This is a genomic window from Ruegeria sp. YTSA072 (assembly GCF_059610285.1).
Genome location: NZ_JBXWNI010000006.1, coordinates 101,422 through 122,886, shown reverse-complemented (window position 1 = coordinate 122,886; position 21,465 = coordinate 101,422). Strand labels below are relative to the sequence as shown.

Annotated in this window: 22 protein-coding genes; 6 read left to right on the top strand and 16 right to left on the bottom strand. The window is 57.8% G+C overall.

Annotation, left to right across the window (positions count from 1 at the left end):
• Nucleotides 1-27: 27 nt before the first annotated feature.
• From AC2FIB_RS12340 to AC2FIB_RS12320, 5 genes are read right to left on the bottom strand one after another with little or no spacing between them, the layout of a single operon-like run.
• Nucleotides 28-1,626 (bottom strand): ABC transporter ATP-binding protein, encoded by a 1,599-nt coding sequence (locus tag AC2FIB_RS12340; protein WP_496842188.1) that lies wholly within the window; start codon nucleotides 1,624-1,626, stop codon nucleotides 28-30.
• Nucleotides 1,623-2,438 carry an ABC transporter permease gene (locus tag AC2FIB_RS12335; protein ID WP_496735070.1) on the bottom strand — a complete coding sequence of 272 codons (816 nt, stop codon included), beginning with the start codon at nucleotides 2,436-2,438 and terminating at the stop codon, nucleotides 1,623-1,625. The genes AC2FIB_RS12340 and AC2FIB_RS12335 overlap by 4 nt, the downstream gene beginning before the upstream one ends.
• Entirely contained in the window at nucleotides 2,435-3,382 is a 948-nt protein-coding gene (locus AC2FIB_RS12330) for an ABC transporter permease (RefSeq protein WP_058275238.1), read from the bottom strand. Before AC2FIB_RS12330 ends, AC2FIB_RS12335 begins: the two co-directional genes overlap by 4 nt.
• Before the next feature lie 40 nt (nucleotides 3,383-3,422).
• Complete coding sequence (locus tag AC2FIB_RS12325) at nucleotides 3,423-4,493, bottom strand: ligand-gated ion channel (RefSeq protein WP_496735071.1); 1,071 nt, start codon at nucleotides 4,491-4,493, stop codon at nucleotides 3,423-3,425.
• 60 nt (nucleotides 4,494-4,553) lie between these two features.
• Nucleotides 4,554-6,041, bottom strand: a complete 1,488-nt coding sequence (locus AC2FIB_RS12320) for an ABC transporter substrate-binding protein (protein WP_496735073.1) — start codon at nucleotides 6,039-6,041, stop codon at nucleotides 4,554-4,556.
• 169 nt (nucleotides 6,042-6,210) lie between these two features.
• Between AC2FIB_RS12320 and panB the strand changes: the two genes are divergently transcribed.
• From panB to glpK, 3 genes are all read left to right on the top strand, one after another.
• Nucleotides 6,211-7,050, top strand: a complete 840-nt coding sequence (panB, locus tag AC2FIB_RS12315) for a 3-methyl-2-oxobutanoate hydroxymethyltransferase (RefSeq protein WP_496735074.1) — start codon at nucleotides 6,211-6,213, stop codon at nucleotides 7,048-7,050.
• On the top strand, nucleotides 7,047-7,889 hold the full coding sequence (gene panC, locus AC2FIB_RS12310) for a pantoate--beta-alanine ligase (protein WP_496735075.1): 843 nt from the start codon (nucleotides 7,047-7,049) through the stop codon (nucleotides 7,887-7,889). Before panB ends, panC begins: the two co-directional genes overlap by 4 nt.
• A 67-nt stretch (nucleotides 7,890-7,956) precedes the next feature.
• Nucleotides 7,957-9,435 (top strand): glycerol kinase GlpK, encoded by a 1,479-nt coding sequence (gene glpK, locus AC2FIB_RS12305; protein WP_496842187.1) that lies wholly within the window; start codon nucleotides 7,957-7,959, stop codon nucleotides 9,433-9,435.
• A gap of 13 nt (nucleotides 9,436-9,448) precedes the next feature.
• Here the strand turns inward: glpK and smpB are convergent, their stop codons facing one another.
• The 10 genes from smpB to AC2FIB_RS12255 all read right to left on the bottom strand — a co-directional run bounded on the left by smpB (nucleotide 9,449) and on the right by AC2FIB_RS12255 (nucleotide 17,656).
• On the bottom strand, nucleotides 9,449-9,925 hold the full coding sequence (gene smpB, locus AC2FIB_RS12300; RefSeq protein ID WP_058272887.1) for an SsrA-binding protein SmpB: 477 nt from the start codon (nucleotides 9,923-9,925) through the stop codon (nucleotides 9,449-9,451).
• Nucleotides 9,926-9,972: 47 nt separating this feature from the next.
• Nucleotides 9,973-10,515: an isopentenyl-diphosphate delta-isomerase gene (gene idi / locus AC2FIB_RS12295; protein WP_496739495.1), complete on the bottom strand. Its 543-nt coding sequence runs from the start codon at nucleotides 10,513-10,515 to the stop codon at nucleotides 9,973-9,975.
• A gap of 208 nt (nucleotides 10,516-10,723) precedes the next feature.
• Nucleotides 10,724-11,137 (bottom strand): c-type cytochrome, encoded by a 414-nt coding sequence (locus tag AC2FIB_RS12290; protein WP_496842185.1) that lies wholly within the window; start codon nucleotides 11,135-11,137, stop codon nucleotides 10,724-10,726.
• 113 nt (nucleotides 11,138-11,250) lie between these two features.
• Entirely contained in the window at nucleotides 11,251-12,264 is a 1,014-nt protein-coding gene (locus AC2FIB_RS12285; protein WP_496842183.1) for a P1 family peptidase, read from the bottom strand.
• An 81-nt stretch (nucleotides 12,265-12,345) separates the two neighbouring features.
• A complete protein-coding gene (locus tag AC2FIB_RS12280) occupies nucleotides 12,346-13,092 on the bottom strand; it encodes an SDR family oxidoreductase (RefSeq protein ID WP_058279346.1) in 747 nt (248 codons plus the stop codon).
• Between the two features lie 60 nt (nucleotides 13,093-13,152).
• A complete protein-coding gene (gene arfB, locus AC2FIB_RS12275; RefSeq protein ID WP_496735080.1) occupies nucleotides 13,153-13,572 on the bottom strand; it encodes an alternative ribosome rescue aminoacyl-tRNA hydrolase ArfB in 420 nt (139 codons plus the stop codon).
• Between the two features lie 263 nt (nucleotides 13,573-13,835).
• Nucleotides 13,836-14,480 carry a queuosine precursor transporter gene (locus tag AC2FIB_RS12270; protein ID WP_058279096.1) on the bottom strand — a complete coding sequence of 215 codons (645 nt, stop codon included), beginning with the start codon at nucleotides 14,478-14,480 and terminating at the stop codon, nucleotides 13,836-13,838.
• Between the two features lie 91 nt (nucleotides 14,481-14,571).
• Entirely contained in the window at nucleotides 14,572-15,456 is an 885-nt protein-coding gene (locus AC2FIB_RS12265) for an esterase-like activity of phytase family protein (protein WP_496842182.1), read from the bottom strand.
• Nucleotides 15,429-16,292 carry a penicillin-insensitive murein endopeptidase gene (mepA, locus tag AC2FIB_RS12260; RefSeq protein ID WP_496735083.1) on the bottom strand — a complete coding sequence of 288 codons (864 nt, stop codon included), beginning with the start codon at nucleotides 16,290-16,292 and terminating at the stop codon, nucleotides 15,429-15,431. Before mepA ends, AC2FIB_RS12265 begins: the two co-directional genes overlap by 28 nt.
• A complete protein-coding gene (locus AC2FIB_RS12255) occupies nucleotides 16,289-17,656 on the bottom strand; it encodes an MFS transporter (RefSeq protein WP_496735085.1) in 1,368 nt (455 codons plus the stop codon). Before AC2FIB_RS12255 ends, mepA begins: the two co-directional genes overlap by 4 nt.
• Before the next feature lie 132 nt (nucleotides 17,657-17,788).
• On the opposite strand from AC2FIB_RS12255, the gene AC2FIB_RS12250 reads away from it, so the two are divergent.
• From AC2FIB_RS12250 to yaaA, 3 genes are all read left to right on the top strand, one after another.
• The gene (locus AC2FIB_RS12250; RefSeq protein WP_108860000.1) at nucleotides 17,789-18,079 is read left to right on the top strand and encodes a YggT family protein; all 291 of its coding nucleotides are present in this window, start codon (nucleotides 17,789-17,791) and stop codon (nucleotides 18,077-18,079) included.
• An 86-nt stretch (nucleotides 18,080-18,165) separates the two neighbouring features.
• Entirely contained in the window at nucleotides 18,166-20,205 is a 2,040-nt protein-coding gene (gene recQ / locus AC2FIB_RS12245; protein ID WP_496735088.1) for a DNA helicase RecQ, read from the top strand.
• A gap of 35 nt (nucleotides 20,206-20,240) precedes the next feature.
• Complete coding sequence (gene yaaA, locus AC2FIB_RS12240) at nucleotides 20,241-21,011, top strand: peroxide stress protein YaaA (protein WP_109313672.1); 771 nt, start codon at nucleotides 20,241-20,243, stop codon at nucleotides 21,009-21,011.
• Here yaaA and AC2FIB_RS12235 read toward each other — a convergent pair.
• A complete protein-coding gene (locus tag AC2FIB_RS12235) occupies nucleotides 21,002-21,463 on the bottom strand; it encodes a VOC family protein (RefSeq protein ID WP_496735091.1) in 462 nt (153 codons plus the stop codon). The two genes, yaaA and AC2FIB_RS12235, sit on opposite strands and share 10 nt — an antisense overlap.
• Nucleotides 21,464-21,465 lie beyond the last annotated feature (2 nt).

The following is a 21,465-nucleotide window of genomic DNA, read 5'->3' as shown; positions in this document are numbered from 1 at the left end:
CTCCTATATTCGGCTCTAATATGTGGTTCACGCCACATCCCGACCAATGTCTGGCAGCACTGGCGCGGCATTAATCAGGTCTTTTGTGTATTGGTGTTGTGGGTCAGAGAAGACACTTTCGGTATCGCCTTCTTCGACGATCTTTCCGGCTCGCATCACCATAACGCGATCGGTAATGGTGCGCACGACACTCAGATCATGGCTGATGAACAGATAAGTCAGATCATAGGCCTCACATAGTTCGGCCAAAAGGTCGAGGATCTGGGCCCGGACCGACACATCAAGGGCCGAGACAGCCTCGTCAAACAAGATCAGTTCGGGCCGGATGATTAAGGCACGGGCGATGGCGATGCGCTGTCTCTGACCGCCCGAGAATTCATGGATATACTTACCAGCGTCATCCGGGCTGAGACCCACCGCTGTCAGCATTTCAGCGATCCGGTCCTGCCTCTCGGACCCCATTACAGGAGCATCGAGCAGATGGAACGGTTCAGTGATCAGCCGGGCCACGCGGTGACGTGGATCGAAACTGCCATAGGGGTCCTGAAAGACCACCTGCATCTTGCGCCGCACGGCGAGGTTGGGTTTGTGGCCCGAAAAGACGGGCTGGCCGTCCAGACGAATGTCACCACCTTGAACATCCTCTAGGCCAAGAATTGCCTTTGTTAGGGTCGATTTTCCACAGCCAGACTCGCCGACTAGACCCAGACGTTCTCCGCTATTGAGCGTAAAGCTGACTTGGTCCACGGCCCTGTGGTGCCCTGGTGTATCAAACAGCCCCTTGCGGGGCAGACGATAGTCGCGAATGACATTTGTCACTTCAAGCAAAGGGCGGGATTGCGCGAGTTCGGGCAGGGATACCTGATGCCCCGAAGCCTTGAACAGCATACGGGTATATGGATGTTGCATGTGGTGTAGCAGGTGGTCAGTGGTCCCGGATTCGACGACTTCGCCATGGCGCATGACAACGATTTGGTCGGCCATATCCGCGACTACCGCAAGATCATGGGTGATCATCAACAGCCCCATGTCGTATTCGGTCACCAACCCCTTCAGAAGCTCGAGGATTTGCGCCTGCGTCGTCACGTCCAAAGCTGTAGTTGGTTCATCCGCGATCAACAGTTTAGGACGCAGCGCAATCGCCATCGCAATCACGACGCGCTGACGCTGACCCCCGGATAGTTCGTGCGGAAAGCGGGACAATGGGAAACGATCCGGCGGCAGGCCCACACGGGTCAGAACTTCCTCCGCCCGGTCTCGCGCCTGTCTGGGCGGCATGGCCTTGTGTATCAGGATGGTCTCCATCACCTGATCGCCGATGGTTTTAACTGGGTTCAGTGCGATCATAGGTTCTTGGAACACCATACCGATCGCGGCACCGCGCAAGGCACACATATCGTTTTCGTTGCAGTCCAGCAGATCTGAGCCGTTCAGCCGGATGGAGCCTGCTGTCTTGGCCCCTTCCGGCAAAAGCTGCATCACCGCAAGCGCGGTCATCGATTTGCCCGACCCGCTCTCCCCGGTCACGGCCACGATCTGACCGGGCGCAATGGACAGATTGACCTGTTTCAGGATGCCCGTGCCGTGAATGGACAGCGACAGGTTTTCGATCTCAAGCAAACTCATGCGCGCGCCACCCTAATCCGGGGGTCCAGCCAATCGCGCAACCCATCACCCAATAGGTTCAACCCAAGCACCGTAACAATGATCGCCAATCCGGGAATCAGAGCCAAATGCGGGGCAAAACTGACCATTGTCTGCGCATCGGCCAGCATCCGGCCCCAACTTGGCGTGGGCGGTTGCGCGCCCAGACCGACATAGGACAGGCCAGCCTCAGCCAGAATGCCCAGAGAGAACTGGATGGTGCCCTGAACGATCAGGAGGTTGGCGACGTTGGGCAGGATATGCTCAGCCGATATCCGTGCCGCACCTTTACCCGAAACGCGCGCGGCCAGGATGAACTCCCGCTCCCACAGTGAAAGCGCCGCGCCGCGAGTGATGCGTGCAAAAACCGGGATATTGAAAATGCCGATGGCGATGATCGCATTTATCGCGCCAGCACCGAACACAGCAGTGATCAGGATGGCGATGACCAGAGACGGGAAAGCAAAGACCAGATCGTTGCCGCGCATGATCAGCTCGTCCAGCGCCGACCCTTTGCGCGCAGCTGCTGTCAGGCCCAAAGGCACGCCCAGCGCCATACCAATCCCCACCGCCACCAAAGCCACGGCTATCGAGGTACGGGCACCGACCATGATCATCGAAAACATGTCACGTCCGAAATGATCCGTGCCAAACCAATTTTGAGCATTTGGTGGCTGCAGTTTGTCGGGGATGTTCAGTGCGGCGTAGTCATAGGGCGTCCAGACAAATGAAACCGCCGCCGCCAGCAGCACCAGCGAGGACAGACAAGCCCCAAGGATCAGGCTCCGGCTCATGTCCGGCTCCTTAACCTTGGATCAACGGCTGCATAGGCCAGATCGACCAGAAAGTTCACGGTAATGACCGCAAAGACCAGCAGCATTACCACGGATTCCACTACAATCAGATCGCGGGCCGAGATTGCCTGAAACACCAATCGCCCAAGACCGGGCAGATAAAAGACCTGTTCGATAATAATAGATCCCGCCAGCAGGAAGGAAAACTGCAACCCGATGATGGTCAGAACCGGGATCAGCGCGTTGCGCACCCCGTGCCGCCACAGGGCCTGTCGCCGCGACAACCCCTTGGCACGTGCGGTGCGCATGAAGTCTTCGCCCAATATGTCCAACAAAGACGATCGCATGACCCGCGCCAGAATGGCCGCCTGCGGCAGGGCCAGCGCGATGGCCGGCAGTGTCAGGGAATGCATTCCGGTCCAGAACCCCATAGCCCAGCCTGCGAACCCTCCGGCATTGAACCAGCGCAGGTTGATGGCGAAGACCAGAACCAGCATCATGGCGAACCAGAAATTCGGTACCGCAATGCCAAGTTGCGTTGCCCCCATCACCGTCAGATCGCCCGGTTTGCCCCGGCGCGCTGCAGCATAGATGCCAACCGGAAACGCAATCGCGGTGGACAGGGTCAGCGCATACAGCGCCAGTGGCAGCGAAACCCACAGCCGATCCGCGATCATCTGCGATACTGGCGTGCGATAGGTGTAAGAGGTTCCGAAATCCCCCACCATCATCCCGCCAACCCAATTGAAATACCGCTGCACCTTGGATACATCCAAACCCAACTCGGCCCGCAGAGCGGCAAGCGTATCCTCTTGCGCATTGACGCCCAACATGAATGACGCCGGATCACCGGGCGCCACCTCAATCACGGCAAATATAACGACCGAGGCGACGGCGAGGCTGATCACCAGCGATATCAGTCGTTTGAGGGCATAGCGAAGCATCGAGGCCACGTTAGGGGTGCGTGCTCTGCGGGTCCAGCACCTATGGAACCAGAAGATACGCAAAAACCGCATAGCCAACGATTGCGGCGTAACCCAGCGGGTAAATCCACTTGATGGCGTAGTTATCCAACTTGCGCGCCCCGGATTCGCGACCCGAGACTTTGAGCCTGCGCAGGGCGACATTGAACACAATCAAAGCCCCGGTCATCAGGAACATGCACTGCAGAACGAAATCCAGAAATGTCAGGTATCCAAGCTTTGGCAGATCAGCAGAAATCGCCCAGTTGAAAGCTACGAATACCAGCAAGTTTCCTCCGGCAATTTCGATCCTTTTGCGGTATTCATCAAGAAAGAACAGTGCCCAGCCGACCGAGATCAGCACCAGCATCGGCAGAAACACCCGAATGACATAGTAGGTCAGATGCCGGTGGCCTTCGAAGATCAGCGCAACCTGATCGCTGTCCTGACCGGAAAGGCCCGTGACCTGAGAGGTTTCAAGCCGCGCATTGTCCAGAATCCACTCTTCTTCGCCCAGCAGGTCACCAAGGCCCGAGAACTCGTTCATCGGATGATAGGACACATATTGGGATGGAAAGATCGAAACGACCTCGAAATGAAACTCCTGTGTGTCGAAAGGGTATTTCCGAAAATCGAAATGTGGGGCCTGTAATGTCAGCGAGGATTTCTCGACATACAACACCCGCCCGTCATATCGCAGAGAGGCGGCGGCTTCGTGAATCCACTTGTTGGATTGTTGGTTGTGAATGACGAATGCTGGTACCACCGTCCCGATCTCAGCGGCATGATCGGCCAGCGCCGGGGGGTTGAAAACCCGGAAATCGCGCCCCAGCTCTTGCCGGTCAAAAGCCAACGCAGGGTCGGTCCACTCAACACGCAGCACAACCACGGCACCGTAGTTTTCGGCCTTCTGGTCAACGCTGGTGATCTGATCGATTCGAATACCGATGCCAACATCCAGCGGGTTCTCTGGCGTCCCGATAGGTGTATCCAACCGACTGTCCAGAATGTTCTGCGCCACAACCGGTTCCACAGTCGTTGCCGCCAGGGCAACGGTCACAAAAACCAGAAACAGGACACGAAACAAAATCATCCTTGGCTCACTCGACAACATTAAATGCAAGGGCCGTGAACCAGCGGCCCCTGCCTTGAGTCACTCGGACCAGCTGATCTGCGTCAGATCGATTGCGGCCGTGGGCGCGTTTTCCCACAGGCCCTGAACTCCGGCTTTGGCCACACCCAGCTTGGCCAGCTGAAACAGGTACCCGTTGACGTAGTCGTCTGCGATCAGGCGCTGCGCCTCACCCAGCAGACGGGTGCGTTCTTCGGGGTCTGTCGTTGAATTCAGCGTGTCCATCAGCGCCTGGAAATCGGTACTATCATACTGGAAGTAATAGTCAGGGCGCGCATAGATCCCGATATCCATAGGCTCGGTATGACTGACGATGGTTAGACCAAAGTCCTTTCCTTTGAACACCGATTCCAGCCACTGGGCCCATTCGACGTTGACGATATTGGCCGTGATCCCGACCTCGGCCAACTGAGCGGCGACGATTTCGCCCCCGCGCCGGGCATATGATGGGGGCGGCAAATGCAGCGTCGTCTCAAACCCGTCGGCATACCCAGCATCAGCCAACATCTTAGCAGCCTTTTGGGGGTCGTAGGCCGAGTTCCCGGTCAAATCGACATAAGCCGGATTGTGCGGCGCGAAATGGGTGCCGATGGGCGTGCCGTAGCCAAACATCGCTCCGTCGATGATCGCCTGACGGTCAATTGCATGGGCCAATGCCTGACGCACTTGGATATCATCGAAGGGTGGCATCTTGTTGTTGGTGGACAGAATGGTTTCCCCTTCGGTCGAACCGACAAGCACCTGAAAGCGCGGATCAGCCTCAAATTGCGGCAGGTTCTCTGGCGCGGGGAAATTGTCGAACACGTCGATATCCTCGGCCATCATGGCCGCAAAAGCCGCCGTCGGGTCCGAGATGAACTTGAACGTAGCAGTCTCTAACGCAGGCCGATCGCCCCAATAGTCCGGGTTGCGATTCAGAGTGATACTGTCGCCCTGCACCCATTCACCAAAGGTAAAAGCGCCGGTTCCGACGGGGTTGGTCTTGATGCCCTCGATGCTTTCGGGCGCGACAATAACCGCATCACCCCAGGCCAGGTTGAACAGGAAGTTCCCGTTTGGCTCAGACAGGGTCACCTTGACGGTCAACGGGTCGACCACCTCGATGTTTTCAATCCCGGCAAACAGGGCTTTTTGCGCATTTGCGCTATCCTCGGATCGGGCGCGGTCCAGGCTGAACTTGACGTCCTCGGCATCCATCGTGGTGCCGTCGTGGAAGGTAACCCCATCGTGCAGCTTGAAGGTATAGACCTTGCCATCTTCTGAGATTTCCCAACTTTCAGCCAGACCAGGAACCACCGATCCGTCACCCATAAACCGGGTAAGGCCTTCGAAGATATTGGTGTAAACCACCGAATCGATGGCCTGCGCTGCGGCACTGGTCGGGTCCAGATGCGGCGGCTCTAGTTGCAACGCTATGGTAATGTCGGATTTAGCGAAAACCTGTGTACCAAACAGGCTGGCGCTAACCGCCAGCACCGAAGCAAAGGACCGAAATGTCTGCTTTGTCATGTAAATTACTCCCCACTGAAAATGGAAACCTGCGTTTTTTTGGGCCGTACTGCACCCAACTTCCCTTTAAACCTTAGGTCATTCAAGGAAATGTTCGCGCAACCGGGGTTTCTATAGCCCGCTCCCATCTGTTATGCCGCGCTGCAACATGACAACCGGAGGAGCGACAATGAGCGCCACCGCCCGCAAAAAAGCCCCGAATGCACAGGATATCCGCGCCCGCAAAGGCGGCGAGCCGCTGGTCAGTCTGACCGCCTACACCACGCCAATGGCGCGGTTGATGGACGATCATTGTGATTTCGTTCTGGTGGGCGACAGCGTCGGCATGGTGCTGCACGGGCTGGAATCGACGCTGGGCGTGACGATGGAGATGATGGTGATGCATGGTCAGGCCGTCGCGCGCGGTCTGGAAAGTGCGATGATGGTCATCGACATGCCCTTCGCCAGTTACGAGCATTCGCCTTCCGAGGCATTCCGGAACGCCGCCCGGCTGATGTCCGAAACCAGCGCAGGCGCGGTTAAGCTGGAAGGCGGCGTCGAAATGGCCGAGACCATCCGCTTTCTGGTCAAGCGCGGGATTCCGGTGATGGCGCATATCGGCCTGACCCCGCAGTCGATCAACACACTTGGCGGATATAAGGTTCAAGGTCGCGACGAACAGGCCGAGGCGGTTCTTGCCGACGCCCGTGCTGTGGCCGAGGCGGGCGCGTTCTCGGTCGTTCTTGAAAAAGTGCCGCAGAAACTGGCCGACCAGATCACCGGTGAAATCGAGATTCCGACAATCGGAATCGGAGCCTCGGCGGGGTGCGACGGTCAGATTCTGGTTGTCGACGACATGGTTGGCTTTTTCACCGCCTTCAAACCGAAATTCGTCAAACGCTATGCTGAGCTTGGCCCATTGGCCGAAGCCGCAATTGCCGAATATGCTGCCGAGGTGCGCGCACGAACCTTTCCAGCGGACGAACACGTCTTTTCCGATCAGGCCCCGACCAAAGGGCCAAAGACATGACCGCCCCAATATTTCGCCGTCTGGCCGACCTGCGTGCCTTGACCTCGGAATGGACGCGGAAGGGTGAAGAGATCGGCGTGGTTCCGACCATGGGCGCGCTGCATCAGGGGCATCTGTCGCTGGTTCAGGCCGCAAAGGCAGGTTGTGACCGGGTGATCGTCACGATCTTTGTGAACCCCAAACAGTTCAACAACCCCGAGGATCTGGCAAAATACCCGCGCACCGAGAACGAGGATGCGCAGAAATTGACCCCCTACGGCGTTGATGCGATCTATGTTCCGGAACCCGAAGAGATTTACCCGCAGGGCTTCGCCACCACCGTTTCCGTCGCGGGCCTGACCGATGTGATGGAGGGCGAGTTCCGCCCCGGCCATTTCGACGGCGTTGCCACGGTCGTGGCCAAACTGTTCCTGCAAACGCAGGCAGATCGAGCCTATTTCGGAGAAAAAGACTATCAGCAACTGATGATCGTGACCCGAATGGCGCGCGATCTGGACATTCCGACCGAGGTTGTTGGATGTCCCACGGTGCGCGAGCCCTCGGGTCTGGCCATGTCATCGCGCAACCTGCGACTGTCGTCCGAAGGGCTGGATATTGCCGCCCACAAAAACCGGATCATGCGGGAATTGGCGGCCGCCCTGAAAGACGGCGCGCCGTTTGATCCTTTGGCTGCACAGGCCGAGATCGATTTGCTGGCCGCGGGCTTCACGCAGGTGGAATATATACAACTGCGGTGTGCCGAAACTCTGGACCCAACAACCCACGCAAACCGCCCTGCCCGCCTGTTCGCAGCAGCTTGGGCGGATGGTGTGCGGCTGATCGACAATATTCCTGTCTGAACACACTGGCACGTTCGTCATTGTTTGCGCTAAAGTCCCGCAAAACCAAACGACGGGGGGCGCAGGCGTGACCTACATTCTTGCCATTGATCAGGGCACCACATCATCGCGGGCAATTCTGTTCGACGCAGAGATGCAGCGCGCAGGCACCGCGCAGCACGAATTCACTCAACACTTCCCGCAGGAAGGCTGGGTCGAACACGACGCCGAGGAAATCTGGAACAGTGTTCTGCGCGTTTGCCGCGAAGTTATGGATAGCGTCGGGGTAACCTCTGATCAGATCGCGGGCATCGGCATCACCAACCAGCGCGAAACAACTGTTGTCTGGGACCGCGCTACTGGCGCGCCCATCCATAACGCGATCGTCTGGCAGGACCGTCGTACCGCCGAGATATGCGCGCGTTACAAACAAGCCGGGTGCGAGGATGACGTGACCGCCCAGACCGGGCTGCTGCTGGACCCCTATTTCTCGGGCACCAAGGTTAAATGGTTGCTGGACACCGTGCCGGGAGCGCGGGACCGGGCCGAGGCCGGAGAGCTGATGTTCGGCACCATTGACAGTTTCTTGATCTGGCGCCTGACAGAAGGGCGCAACCACGCGACGGATGCCACCAACGCGGCGCGCACGCTTCTGTTCGACATCCACAAGGGCGAATGGAGCGCCGAAATCTGTGATCTGCTGGACGTGCCGATGAACATGCTGCCCGAGGTGCATGATTGCGCCTCGGATTTTGGAAATACGACCCTGTTTGGCGGAAATATCCCGATTCTTGGTGTTGCCGGTGATCAACAGGCCGCCACCATCGGTCAGGCCTGCTTCCAACCCGGCATGATGAAATCCACCTATGGCACCGGTTGTTTTGCTCTGCTGAACACAGGGGATAAGCCGGTCGAGTCGAAGAACCGCCTGTTGACCACCATCGCCTATCAATTGGACGGTAAAAGAACCTATGCGCTGGAAGGGTCAATCTTTGTGGCCGGGGCTGCCGTTCAATGGCTGCGCGATGCATTGCAGATCATCGAATCCGCCCCGGAAAGTGGCGAGCTGGCCCAAAAGGCAGACCCGAACCAGCATGTCGTGCTGGTGCCCGCCTTTACCGGCCTCGGCGCGCCTTACTGGAAACCGGATTGCCGTGGCGCTGTGTTCGGTCTAACCCGGAATTCAGGCCGTGCCGAGTTTGCCAAGGCCACGCTGGAAAGTATCGCATATCAGACACGCGATCTGTGGCACGCCATGCAGGGCGACTGGGGTGCAGATACCGACGTTATCCTGCGTGTAGACGGTGGGGCCAGTGCATCGAACTGGGCGATGCAGGGATTGTCGGACTACCTTGGCGCCGAGGTTGACCGGCCGGTTATGCAGGAAACCACCGCATTGGGCGCGGCCTGGCTGGCCGGTATGCGCGCAGGCGTTTATCCGGATCAACAGGGATTTGCGGAAACCTGGGCGCTGGATCGCCGGTTCGAACCGGAACTTTCTGCAAAAGAGCGTGATGCCGCCTATGACCGCTGGAAACGTGCGGTGTCAGCTGCGATGGCGTTCTGAGAGGTATGAAGGATCAGCTATGATCCTTCATCAACCGCTGCTTTTGACGTGACCAGTCACGCTTGGCCTGGGTTTCGCGCTTGTCATGGTTCTTCTTACCCTTGGCGATACCGATTTTGATCTTGGCCTTGCCCTTGTGGTTGAAATACAGAACCAGCGGCACCAGTGTCATGCCTTTGCGCTGGGTCGCGTTCCACAGGTTAGACAATTCCTTGCGTGACACCAGCAGTTTGCGCCGACGGCGTTCCTCGTGTTTGAACGATTTCGCTTGCTCATAGGGGGCGATATAGCTGTTGACCAGCCACAGCTCGCCATCATCGACCGAGGCATAGCTTTCGGCGATGTTCGTCCCACCTACACGCAGGGATTTAACCTCGGACCCTTCCAGCATAATGCCACACTCAAGATCGTCCTCGATTGCGTAATCGAAGCGTGCGCGCCGGTTTTCGGCGATGACTTTGTAATTCGGGTCTGTCTTTTGCTTAGCCATGACGCGTTGATCTATGCGGCTTGGGCGGCCCTTGCAAGGCGTAGCCGTCAGGAGGTGGCCGAGATAATCAGATCAGGTCCGAATATCGTGTCGGCGTGATTGTGCAAATAGATCTTGAGCCACGGTGTAAATCGCTCGGGATAGCGCTGCACTTCGGCCAGAAGATCGTGGTAATCGATCCAGCGAATTTCCATGACCTCTTCCGGGTTGGGCTCAATCTTCAGCGGGCCGCGCACATGGGCCAGAAAGATGTCGACCACTTCATGCTCGATCATGTTGTTGCCAACATCAGCGTGATATTCCAACCGGTGACGGTATTCCGGGTAAAGCCCGGTAATTCCCAATTCCTCGCGCAGTCGGCGCACGGCGCAGACAGACGGCGTCTCACCCCAATCGGGGTGGGTGCAGCAGGTATTCGCCCAAAGGCCAGGGGTGTGATATTTTCCTAAAGCCCGACGCTGCATCAAAATTTCGGTCCCGCGCACGACAAAGACCGACACCGCCTTGTGCCGCAGGCCTTTTTCATGCGCCTCAAGCTTGTCCACTGGGGTCAACTCGCCATCAACCCAGGCCGGGATCATGATTCCCATCTGTCGTCTCCTGCTGCCGATCCACCCGAAGGGCCGGAAATTCGAAATTGGCTGCCACCGGGTCGGCTTGGCTCTGCGAATTTATGCGTGAAATGCATGAAAAACCGCGCGCTTTCAAATTGGCGCTGTTCAACGCGGTTATCAAGCGCACGAAAGGCCGCAGGGGCTGCGGCCTTTTGTAACCTCAAACGGTGTTTGGTCTGCGGCTTTATTCGCCAGACACGCTTACGATATAGGCGTAAACATCCTCGGCACCCTTCTTCAGCTTGAAGGTCATTTTGGATTTGGCCGAGGTTTCACCCAGATAATCTTTCAGAAACGCCTTGGGGTCCTTTGCGTATTCAACGAATGTCGTTTCGTCCCAGACCAGACCGTTTTCACCAGCGGCAACGATGCTATCGCCATATTTGAAGTCTTCGACGGTGCCTGCGGTCCGGCCTGCAATCCCATACAGGTTCGGACCGGTTTTACCGCCCTTTACGATGACTTCACCCTCAGAGTCGGCAATCTGGTGACAGGATTTGCACTTGTTAAAGGTCTTCTTGCCGGCTTCGGCGTCGCCTTCGGCATATGCGGGAAGGGCCAGAAGGCCGACGATTGCGGTCGCGAGAATGCGATTCATAGCTTTTGCTCCGATACGAATTGGCTGCACCGAATGGACCGTCGGCGCAAAAAAGAGTCAACGCGCAGATTGCCGCGCGAGGGCACTGTGCCACTGCGGCATATAGGCCGTCCTTAACTTAAGTCATGTAAGCCGGACCAACAGGGTAAAAGATCCCCCGCCGCTGGCGAGGCAAGAAATACGGCCCGCGCGATGGCCCGCGACAGACAGATCGAAGCCACATGACCAAGAAGCCCCAGTTCAGCCTCTGGAAGGTCGTGATTGCCTGTGCTGACGCCGAACACCAGATCGCCATCGCCTGGTGTGTGCGCGGGAATAATCGCCCGCGCGATTCCGTCATGGGCAGCCACCGCCAACCTATGGCATTGCGGCTTGGACAGCGCCGCGTCAGTGGCAACAATTGCGATGGTGGTGTTGGCCTTGTCCGGCTGGGCGGGTCGCATTGCTTTGGCCTTGCGACTGGTCAAGACACGACCAAGACCCGTGTTGGAATCAGGCCCTAATCCTCCGAATTCGTCGCCGATTTCAAACGGAGCGGCCCAGAAATGACGGTCACCCGGCGTGGTGACACTGCCGAGCGGATTGGCAGCAACCAATGCGCCAACCGTGACCCCGTTTTCCATCACAAACGAGGCGGATCCGAGCCCACCCTTTTGCATGGCAGCCAAGGCACCAGTCCCTGCGCCAGCAGTACCCAGATCGAACTGATCGGACGCGCCCTCGAATGCGTGACGCCCCAGCGCGCGATAGGGGTTCTCGGCCCAGGCTTTGTCGCCACCGTTAAGCAGGTCAAACAGGATTGCACCCGGAACGATGGGGACTACGACATTGCCAACCTCAAACCCGCGGTGTTGCGCCCTAAGCGCGTCAGCTACCCCGGAACAGGCGTCCAGGCCAAAGGCCGAACCACCGGACAGAGCGATGGCATCCACGCGCGACACAGATTTGTCAGGTGCCAGCAAGTCGGTTTCCCGCGTGCCCGGCGCACCGCCCATCACGTGAACGGAGGCCGTAAAGGGATTGGGTGCCGTCAGAACGGTTGCGCCGGATTTGAGCGCGTCATCCTGAGCGTTTCCAACCAAAAGACCGGGAACATCGGTGATCAAGTTTCGGGGTCCGGAGGTCATTGCGTCTTCAGATGTTGGAACAGAAGAGCACGCAAGCGCACTGCCTCCGGTCGAGATATTTTTTGCCAATTAAAGAGCGGATCAGATGCAGCGGCCACCGTCGACCTCCAATGCTGTGCCGGTGATCATGCTCGCCTCGTCGGAACATAAGAAACAGGCGGCGTTGGCCATATCCTCGGGTGTCGAGAAACGACCCAGCGGGATGGTCGACAGGAACTTGGCGCGAATTTCGGGCGTATCCTCGCCCATGAAGGACTTGAGCAGGGGCGTTTCCCCCGCAACCGGGCAGATGGCGTTTACCCGGACACCCGATGGGGCCAGTTCGACCGCCATGGTCTTGGTCGCGGTGATCATCCACCCCTTGGAGGCGTTGTACCAGTTGAGATTCGGACGCGGCGACAGGCCAGCCGTCGAGGCCACGTTTAGGATCGCACCGGTACCACGCGATTTCATATGCGGAACCAATGCACGGGCCGTCAGATAGACAGATTTCATGTTCACGTTGAAAACGCGGTCGAAATCCTCTTCGCTCACATCCTCCAGCGGGGTGGGAAGGTGGGTGACGCCGGCGTTGTTGACTAGGATATCGAGATGCCCCAGTCGATCAAAGGCTGCGTCTGCCATCGCCTCAACCGATGCGCCGTTGGCCAGATCGACCTGATGTGCAAAGGCGTTCGGGCCCAGTTGATTGGCTTGAACCTCTGCCGCATCGCCGTTGATATCGGCAATCATGACCCGCGCACCTTCGGACAGGAATTTCCGCGCGATACCGGCACCAAAGCCTGATGCGCTGCCGGTTACAATGGCGGTTTTTCCCTCTAACCTCATGATCTTGTCCTCTTGCAACTGCGCCGGGTCAGAGTAGCGATGCGCCGCAAAGATACCAGATCAATCTTCGGAAACTTTACCGCGCAGGGATTTGACGCCCGACCGTGCTTTCTTGGCCGCCAGACGTCGCTTGACCGAACCGTAGGTGGGTTTGGTGGCGATACGGCGCTTGGGTTTAACCATAGCGCGGGTGATCAACTCGGCCAGCCGATTGCGCGCGATTTCGCGGTTGCGCGCCTGGCTGCGGGTTTCGTCGCATTGAATGATGATCGCGCCCTCTTTGGTCCAGCGTCGCCCCGCCAGACGCTTGAGCCGCGATTTGACGGGATCAGGCAAAGAAGGTGAGCGCGCCGCCTCGAACCGCAATTCGACGGCGGTGGACACCTTGTTCACGTTCTGCCCGCCGGGACCGGATGAGCGAACAAAGCTCTCGGTCATTTCCCAGTCTTGCAGGGTGATATCGTCGGTGATGCGCAACATGAGGCTGACCTTACAGGCCTGATCCGAAAACAAAAAGGGCCGCCCCGCATGGGACGGCCCTTCGAAAGCTCAGGAGGTTGGGTCGGTTAGATCAATCGACCAGCCGGAGCGAGCGCTCCACCAAGGGCTGCCTTAACAGGCGATCCCCCCGGTTGTTCCAACACCTCTCTCCAATCCCTTTCTCGACATTGGATCACCTCCTTTCAATCTGTTTCCGTTACAGGAATCGTGCCACGAGTTGCACGAAACTCAAAACGTTTTCTTTACGCCGGCTGAGCCGTCAGTCGCGCGACGATCACCTTGAACGGGATCAGCGCGATCATCGCCAGCGACAATTTCACCAGCCAATCCGCAAAGGCCAGCGTTACCCACAGGGGCGCCATCGGACCGGTCAGCATGAAGGGTACAGGCTCCCACGCCCAGCTGATTGCGGCGTCGGCGTCGGCACCAAAGAGAGTAATCGAAGCCGAGAATGCGATGGTGAAGAACAAAGTGGTGTCCAACGCCGATCCGATCAGGGTCGAGACCAGCGGCGCGCGCCACCAACGGCCGCCACGCAATGAGTTGAACACGGTGACGTCCGTAAGCTGCGCGAGCAGGAAAGCGGTCCCGGACGCAACGGCGATTCGCAGCGGCACAGCGGCATAAGTGAAACCGTCACCTTGCAGCATGATCTGGCTGCCGATCAGCGAGCAGATGATACCGGTGATAAACCCGGCAAACACGACTTTGCGGGCGGTCGCCACGCCATAGACGCGGTTCATGATGTCGGTGACCAGAAAGGCCAGCGGATAGGTGAAAGCACCCCAGGTAAGCAGCCCGTCAAAGATCAGGAACTGAACCAGAAAATTCGAGGCCACAACAATGGCAGCCATGGCAATAATGCCGGGTATATAAGCGCGTTGCATTTTCAGATGCCCGTTTTGACAAGGTAGCGGCGACTTGGCCAAGGGACCGTCCCAAGGCAAGCCGCGCTTCTAGACCTTTGCTTTGGACGTGTCAATCGGGCAGAGCATACTCGACCAGTTCAGTACGCTGAAGCGCCAGAAAATTATCATCTGACACCATAGTGGCCCGCAAACGGCCCTCGTCGTCGCGCCAGACAGACAAACCCTCGAGGTTGTCATGTGCACCGGTCCCAGTTTGGAACAGAACCTCTTCGGCGCTTGGGGTGTCACCGTCCAACTCCCATCGCCGCAGACGCGAACGGAACCCGATCCAACCAACATCCCGTTCCAAAACGTAAAGCCTGCCATCCGGTCCGAAATCTGCTGCAACTGGCAGAAAGTCCCCCCGTTGCGGCAAAACGAAAGGCGTCGACCACGCCTGACCGTCCCACCGATAGACAGGGATATCACCCGTCGCTGTTCGGTTTTCCTCGGGCATTGTGAAAAGGTGACCGCGTTGATCAATGGCCAACGCCTCGAGCGAGCCGTTGAGCTCAAAGCCATCAAACGCCTTGGGCCGCGGCAGAACCTGCGCTTTTTTCCCTGGCGCGGGGTAATACACCACGCGGTGGATACCTTCGAACGAGACGAACAGGGCGCCATCAGGGGCAATGGCTATGCCTTCGGAATCCCCGACCCCACCAGTCAGAGGGCGTCCTCTGCTGGAAATGAGAGGCCAATTTTCAGTGATCTGAATGTCGGTAATTTCGTCATCATTACGCTCGACCCGTGCGGCAATCAGTGTCGAACGATCGGTCATTCCAATCAAATGGCGGCCATCATCCGAGATGTGGATGGCAGAAATCCCGCCAAACCACTCGGCCGTGTGACGCCATGTAAAACTGCCAAGGTGGTTGGGTGTCTTGAGATCAACTGCCCAAGCCGCCCCGGCCAACAGTACTGCGACAATCAGTTGGATTGCAGAACTTGTGTGCATTGCTGAGGTAGATCGGCCATTCGGAATTCACGCCGTTTTTTTGGCGCCGGGGCGTTGGGGTCGGGTGGCGGCGGGTTGAGGATATTGTTCACCCATTGCTGCGCCTCGGCGCAGCCATCCCCTTTTGGCGGAGGATCCTGATTAACGCAACCATTCGAACCGCGCGGGCATTTCAGGCGTACATGGAAATGATAATGATGTCCCCACCAGGGCCTGATCTTGCGCAAATAGGCACGATTGCCCTTCTCGTTTTTGCACATTTCCGCCTTGGCGCCGGGAAAGACAAAAATACGCGCAACGCGTTTGTCCTTGGCCGCCGCACGCAGCACAGCATGGTGTTGTTTTGTCCAGTTACCGTTGACAAACGCGCCATTCGATCGGCGCAGAGAAATCGACGAGATATTCTCACGTGCTTTGCGGCTTAAGCGCATGTTGTCGCCGGGCAGCATCCAGATATCGATGTCCAGACCCAGCTGATGGCTGCGGTGCCCGGATGTCATCGGCCCACCGCGCGGCTGGCTGATATCGCCGACATATAGCCCGTTCCACCCCGGCTGCTTTGCCGCGAACTTGCTAAGGTCCTGCACATAATCAATCGCCTCGGGATGCCCCCAATTTCGATTGCGTGACAGCCGCATCGCCTGCCATGTCGGTCCCGTTTCGGGCAATTGCACCGACCCTGCAGCGCACCCGCGCGAATAACTGCCGAAGGCTGCGGATTTTTGCTGCGAACTTGCTTTCTGCGCCCCGAACAACTGCTTTGCCAGAGGCTGCGCCGTAGCAGTGTTCGTCAGAAATATCGCGGCCAGTATCGTCAAAAAACGTAACGAAATCATCTGCTCTGATCCCCTTCCGGTTTCACCCAGCGCATCAGTATTAGCCCCAGAATAAACAACAGAACGATGGGTGACACCCCCAGTCTTGCACTGCCGGTTACAGTTGTGGCTATTCCGATCAGCAAGGGGGCGGCAAAGGCTGTGGCACGCCCCGACAAACCATAAAGCCCAAAGCTTTCGACCGGGGCCTTGGGGTCGGTGTGACGCACCATCATCGAACGGCTGGCGGATTGCAAAATACCGCCCATGCCGCCGATCAGAACCCCGCAGCCAAAGAACACCACATCAGGCAGGCCGGATCCTTCGGGTAAAGACATGCCAAAGATCTGTGTGCGGTCCATCGACACGATGGTAATGCAAACAAAGATCAGCACCCAGATAGCCACCAAAATCACTGGTTTAGGGCCGTATTTCTTGTCCAGCTTACCGCCGACCCACGAAAACGCAGCCGCAGCCAGAACGCTGACGATACCAAAGACACCGATCTTGATCAGGTCCCATTCCAGCACCAGTCGCGCATAAACACCACCAAAGGTGTAAAGCCCGTTCAACGCATCGCGGTAGAACATGGATGATCCAAGGTAGGTGGCCAGGCTGACCCGGTGGCGCAGATTGGAAATCGACTTGACCAACAGGCGCAGCGCGTCGCCCACATTGCCTTTTTTGTCGGTCGGCGCATCATCCCGGACCCAAAGGAAGTAGGGGATCATGAACAGAACGAACCAAACCGCCGTGAATGGCCCCACGAAACGTGTGCCCTGCTGCATTGAGGCATCCAGCCCAAACAGCGGATCCATCCCGATCAGGGTCTTGCCGTTGGCCTGCTCGACGAACAGCGCCAGCATGATCGCAAGTGAGATCAGCCCACCAAAATAGCCAAAGGCAAATCCTGACCCCGAAATCTCACCAACCTCATTTTCGTCCCCCAAATCGGGCAGCTGCGAATTGATGAAGATCAGAGCGTATTCCGCGCCAACAAAGCCCAGACCAAAGGCCGACAACATCAGCCACATATTCGACCCGTCGGGCATCGTGTACCAAAGCGCGGCGGACCCCACCGCATACATCACCGAAAACGCGAAAATCCATGGCATTCGGCGACCCGAAACATCCGCCATGGCCCCCATCAACGGTGCGCCAAAGGCGATGATCAACCCAATGATGGTCATGCAATTCGCCCACACCGTCTGCGCCCGCGCATCGGCCGCATCCGCATCCAGACCGGACGTCAGATAATACTCTGCCGCAACTCCGGCGAAGTAGGGACCAAAGACAAAGGTAACCAGCAATGTATGATACGGTTGACTGGCCCAGTCGAAAAACCACCAACCCCAAATGCGCTTGCGCTTGGAAATTTCTGCCATGACTGCCCCTGTTTATCGTTGTTTTCATAAGACGGGTCTTTGGCCTATTTCGCAAGGGTTCTGTTAGCGCACACTTGCTCTTTGCCGCGCTAGCTACTACCTCTCGCGAAACGTGACTTGGAGAATACGAATATGATGGCAATTTTCGGCCCGATCGACTTGGTATTGAGCATCGCCTATTGGTTCGTCTTGATTCAGGTCATAATGAGCTGGCTGATCAACTTTCAGGTTCTGAACCTTCACCAGCAATTCGTTGCCCAGATTTGGTACGGGTTGAATCGGATACTGGAGCCGATTTATCGCCCTATTCGCAAAGTGCTGCCCGATCTTGGCGGCATCGATTTGACGCCTCTGGTCGTGTTGATCATCATCATTTCACTGCGAAGCTACGTCCTGCCGGAACTCTTTCTGGCCCTGAGCTGAGGCTGATCCCTCTTGTTCACCGAATCTTAGTATGTGATTGTCCTGTCTTAAGAGCAGATAAACCTTAAAACAGGGCAACCCCGCACATGTTCGACGCCGCACCGATGCTGCGAGATGTCTTTGGATTCGACGACTTCCGCCCCGGGCAGGAAGAGATCGTCGATGCCGTGACCGCAGGTGAAAACGTGCTGGCGATCATGCCGACGGGTGGCGGTAAATCCCTTTGTTTCCAACTGCCTGCGTTGATGCGGGATGGCGTGACGGTGGTGATTTCCCCGCTGATCGCCCTGATGCGCGATCAGGTTCGCGGGCTGCAAGAGGCCGGCGTTGAAGCAGGTGCTCTGACCTCGGGCAACACGCCCGAAGAAACAGATGCCGTGTGGGAAGCGCTGGAGGCCGGGCGGCTCAAGCTGCTTTACATGGCCCCCGAACGTCTGGCGGCAGGGTCGGCACTGGGGATGCTGCGCCGGATCAACGTCAGTCTGATTGCCGTGGATGAAGCCCATTGCGTCAGCCAGTGGGGCCATGATTTCCGGCCAGACTATCTGCGGATCGGTGAGCTGCGGCGCGCGCTGGGCGTCCCCCTCGCCGCCTTCACCGCCACCGCGGATGCCGAAACGCAGCACGAGATCGTCGAAAAACTGTTCGACGGCACGCCCCCCAACAAGTTTCTGCGCGGGTTCGACCGGCCCAATATCCACCTTGCCTTTGGGGCCAAGGATGGCCCCCGCAAACAGATCCTCGACTTTGCCAGTGCCCGAAAAGGGCAATCTGGCATCGTCTATTGCGGCACGCGCAACAAAACCGAAGTGCTCGCGCAAGCCTTACGCGCGGAAGGTCACTCTGCCTGCCACTATCATGGCGGAATGGAGGCCGAGGATCGCCGTATCGTCGAAACCCGCTTTGCCCGCGAAGACGGGTTGATCGTGGTTGCCACCGTGGCTTTTGGCATGGGCATCGACAAGCCCGACATTCGATGGGTGGCCCATGCCGACCTGCCCAAATCCATCGAGGCCTATTATCAGGAAATCGGCCGTGCCGGCCGTGACGGTGGCCCTGCCGAAACGCTGACTCTGTTCGGCCCCGACGATATTCGCCTGCGCCGCTCGCAAATCGACGAAGGGTTGGCCCCGCCAGAACGTCGCATGGCCGACCATGCACGCCTGAATTCTCTATTGGGTCTGGCCGAAGCATTGGTATGCCGCCGTCAGACTCTATTGGGCTACTTCGGAGAACAGGCAGAACCTTGCGGCAAGTGCGATCTGTGTGACACCCCGCCCGAAGTGTTCGATGGGACCACGCCCGTCCGCATGGCCTTGTCTGCAATCCTGCGCACCGAGGAATGGTTCGGCGCCGGCCACCTGATCGACATCCTGCTGGGCAATGAAACCGACAAGATCCGCGCCCGGCGCCATGACCAACTGTCGACCTATGGGATCGGCAAAGAGTGGTCGCGGCCCCAATGGCAGGCCATCTTTCGGCAGATAATGGGGTATGATCTGGTCCGCCCGGACCCCGAACGCCACGGCGCACTGCAAATGACCGAGGCTGCCAAGCCCATCCTGAAGGGTGAGGCCCGGATCAACCTGCGCAAGGACACATTGCGCAAGGCCGGACGCCGCCCGGCGGTCAAAATGATGGTGTCCGAGGAAGACGCGCCGCTGCTGTCGGCCCTGAAAGCCAAACGGCGCGCTTTGGCCGAATCCGCACGGGTACCAGCCTATGTCGTCTTCCCTGACCGCACGCTAATCGAAATGGCTGAGAAACGCCCCCTGTCTCTGGACGATATGGCCCGAATTGGCGGGGTCGGAGCGAAAAAGCTGGAACGTTATGGTGACACGTTTCTTGAAGTCGTCGCCGGTGAGGTTGAAGCCGTTCATCCCGCCCGCCGCAAATTGGCTGGCCGGGATCAGGGCGATATCTATGACCAGTTGCTTGAAGTGCAGTCGCAGCTATCACGTGGTCCGCAGGGGATCGACAAGCCGCTAACTTGCTCGGCCTCGCAACTCGCCAAGGTTGCACAATTGCGGTCAGATGACCCGCGCGCAATGGAACATGTTCTGGGTGACCGCCGTCACGAAAGGTTTGGAGCCGCCTTTCTGGACGTGCTGCGACAGACGGACTAGATACGGCCCAGTACAGGCAAGGAAAGAGAGCGGATATGCTGGTAGTTATTTCCCCGGCCAAGCGGCTGGACTGGGCGGAACGGGATGTCGAAGTCACGCAGCCAGACTTTCAGGACGATGCCATCCGTCTGTCAAAAACCGCACGCAATCTGACACTGGGTGATCTGAAAAAACTGATGGATCTAAGCGATGATCTCGCGCGCCTGAACCGCGACCGGTATCGCGCGTTCTCAGATGCGCCCGAGGCGGATGTGACACGCCCCGCCGCGTTGGCCTTTGCGGGTGACACCTATCAAGGGCTTGAAGCTGCGTCGCTAGATGCCGAGGAGATGGCCTGGGCGCAGGATCATCTTCGTATTCTGTCTGGCCTCTATGGCGTGCTGCGTCCGCTTGATTCCATTCAGGCCTATCGGCTTGAGATGGGCAGCAAGCTTAAAACCCGCCGCGGAAAGAACCTGTATGAATACTGGCGCGATCAACTGAGCAAAGCGCTTAATGCGCAAGGTGCTGAGGTTGGATCGGACGTTCTGGTGAACTGCGCCAGCCAGGAATATTTCGGCGCAGTAGACCCTAAAGCGCTGAAACTGCGCGTTATCACCCCTGTTTTCATGGAAGACAAAGCCGGCACGCCAAAGATCGTGAGCTTTTTTGCCAAAAAGGCGCGCGGTGCGATGGCACGGTATGTCATTCAGCACAGGTTGGACGATCCAAAAGGGCTGCTGGACTTTGACTCAGGTGGCTACGAATACCGCCCCGATTTGTCGGAAGAAAACAAACCCGTCTTTGTGCGGCCCTATCAGGCCTGATCCAACATAGACGGGTCATAGGCGACGAGTTCAACAGTATTGCCTTCGGGGTCTTCGGTGAAGATGCCGCGCCAGCCGATCCATCCGAACTGCTCGACCCGGTAGGGCTGGCCAAGGTGGTCATACCATCGCATCACAGCGTCTTGTTCGTCGAATGGCAGCGACAAAGCGATGTGATGCAGAGACGACGCTCCACCCGTCACCGGTTTTTGTGATCCGGTAGGATGCAGCCCTGGTCGCGGGGCGGCGGTGTGGTGAAACAGGGCAAGGACCTGCGTATGGCCACTATATCCGGACGCTATCTGGAAGAAGGTGATCGCGCTGTTGTGGTCACCGCTAAGACGCTTTAACCCGATCACGTTTTCATAAAACGCGACCATGGCGGCCATATCCGCGCAGCGGATGGCAATCTCACCCAGTGCGCGGGGCTGAAATCCACGATCTTCAGACATGG

Coding starts and splice junctions, on each gene's coding strand:
- AC2FIB_RS12340 (WP_496842188.1), bottom strand. CDS start 1,626: ATGAGTTTGCTTGAGATCGAAAACCTGTCGCTGTCCATTCACGGCACG.
- AC2FIB_RS12335 (WP_496735070.1), bottom strand. CDS start 2,438: ATGAGCCGGAGCCTGATCCTTGGGGCTTGTCTGTCCTCGCTGGTGCTG.
- AC2FIB_RS12330 (WP_058275238.1), bottom strand. CDS start 3,382: ATGCTTCGCTATGCCCTCAAACGACTGATATCGCTGGTGATCAGCCTC.
- AC2FIB_RS12325 (WP_496735071.1), bottom strand. CDS start 4,493: ATGATTTTGTTTCGTGTCCTGTTTCTGGTTTTTGTGACCGTTGCCCTG.
- AC2FIB_RS12320 (WP_496735073.1), bottom strand. CDS start 6,041: ATGACAAAGCAGACATTTCGGTCCTTTGCTTCGGTGCTGGCGGTTAGC.
- panB (WP_496735074.1), top strand. CDS start 6,211: ATGAGCGCCACCGCCCGCAAAAAAGCCCCGAATGCACAGGATATCCGC.
- panC (WP_496735075.1), top strand. CDS start 7,047: ATGACCGCCCCAATATTTCGCCGTCTGGCCGACCTGCGTGCCTTGACC.
- smpB (WP_058272887.1), bottom strand. CDS start 9,925: ATGGCTAAGCAAAAGACAGACCCGAATTACAAAGTCATCGCCGAAAAC.
- idi (WP_496739495.1), bottom strand. CDS start 10,515: ATGGGAATCATGATCCCGGCCTGGGTTGATGGCGAGTTGACCCCAGTG.
- AC2FIB_RS12290 (WP_496842185.1), bottom strand. CDS start 11,137: ATGAATCGCATTCTCGCGACCGCAATCGTCGGCCTTCTGGCCCTTCCC.
- AC2FIB_RS12285 (WP_496842183.1), bottom strand. CDS start 12,264: ATGACCTCCGGACCCCGAAACTTGATCACCGATGTTCCCGGTCTTTTG.
- AC2FIB_RS12280 (WP_058279346.1), bottom strand. CDS start 13,092: ATGAGGTTAGAGGGAAAAACCGCCATTGTAACCGGCAGCGCATCAGGC.
- arfB (WP_496735080.1), bottom strand. CDS start 13,572: ATGTTGCGCATCACCGACGATATCACCCTGCAAGACTGGGAAATGACC.
- AC2FIB_RS12270 (WP_058279096.1), bottom strand. CDS start 14,480: ATGCAACGCGCTTATATACCCGGCATTATTGCCATGGCTGCCATTGTT.
- AC2FIB_RS12265 (WP_496842182.1), bottom strand. CDS start 15,456: ATGCACACAAGTTCTGCAATCCAACTGATTGTCGCAGTACTGTTGGCC.
- mepA (WP_496735083.1), bottom strand. CDS start 16,292: ATGATTTCGTTACGTTTTTTGACGATACTGGCCGCGATATTTCTGACG.
- AC2FIB_RS12255 (WP_496735085.1), bottom strand. CDS start 17,656: ATGGCAGAAATTTCCAAGCGCAAGCGCATTTGGGGTTGGTGGTTTTTC.
- AC2FIB_RS12250 (WP_108860000.1), top strand. CDS start 17,789: ATGATGGCAATTTTCGGCCCGATCGACTTGGTATTGAGCATCGCCTAT.
- recQ (WP_496735088.1), top strand. CDS start 18,166: ATGTTCGACGCCGCACCGATGCTGCGAGATGTCTTTGGATTCGACGAC.
- yaaA (WP_109313672.1), top strand. CDS start 20,241: ATGCTGGTAGTTATTTCCCCGGCCAAGCGGCTGGACTGGGCGGAACGG.
- AC2FIB_RS12235 (WP_496735091.1), bottom strand. CDS start 21,463: ATGTCTGAAGATCGTGGATTTCAGCCCCGCGCACTGGGTGAGATTGCC.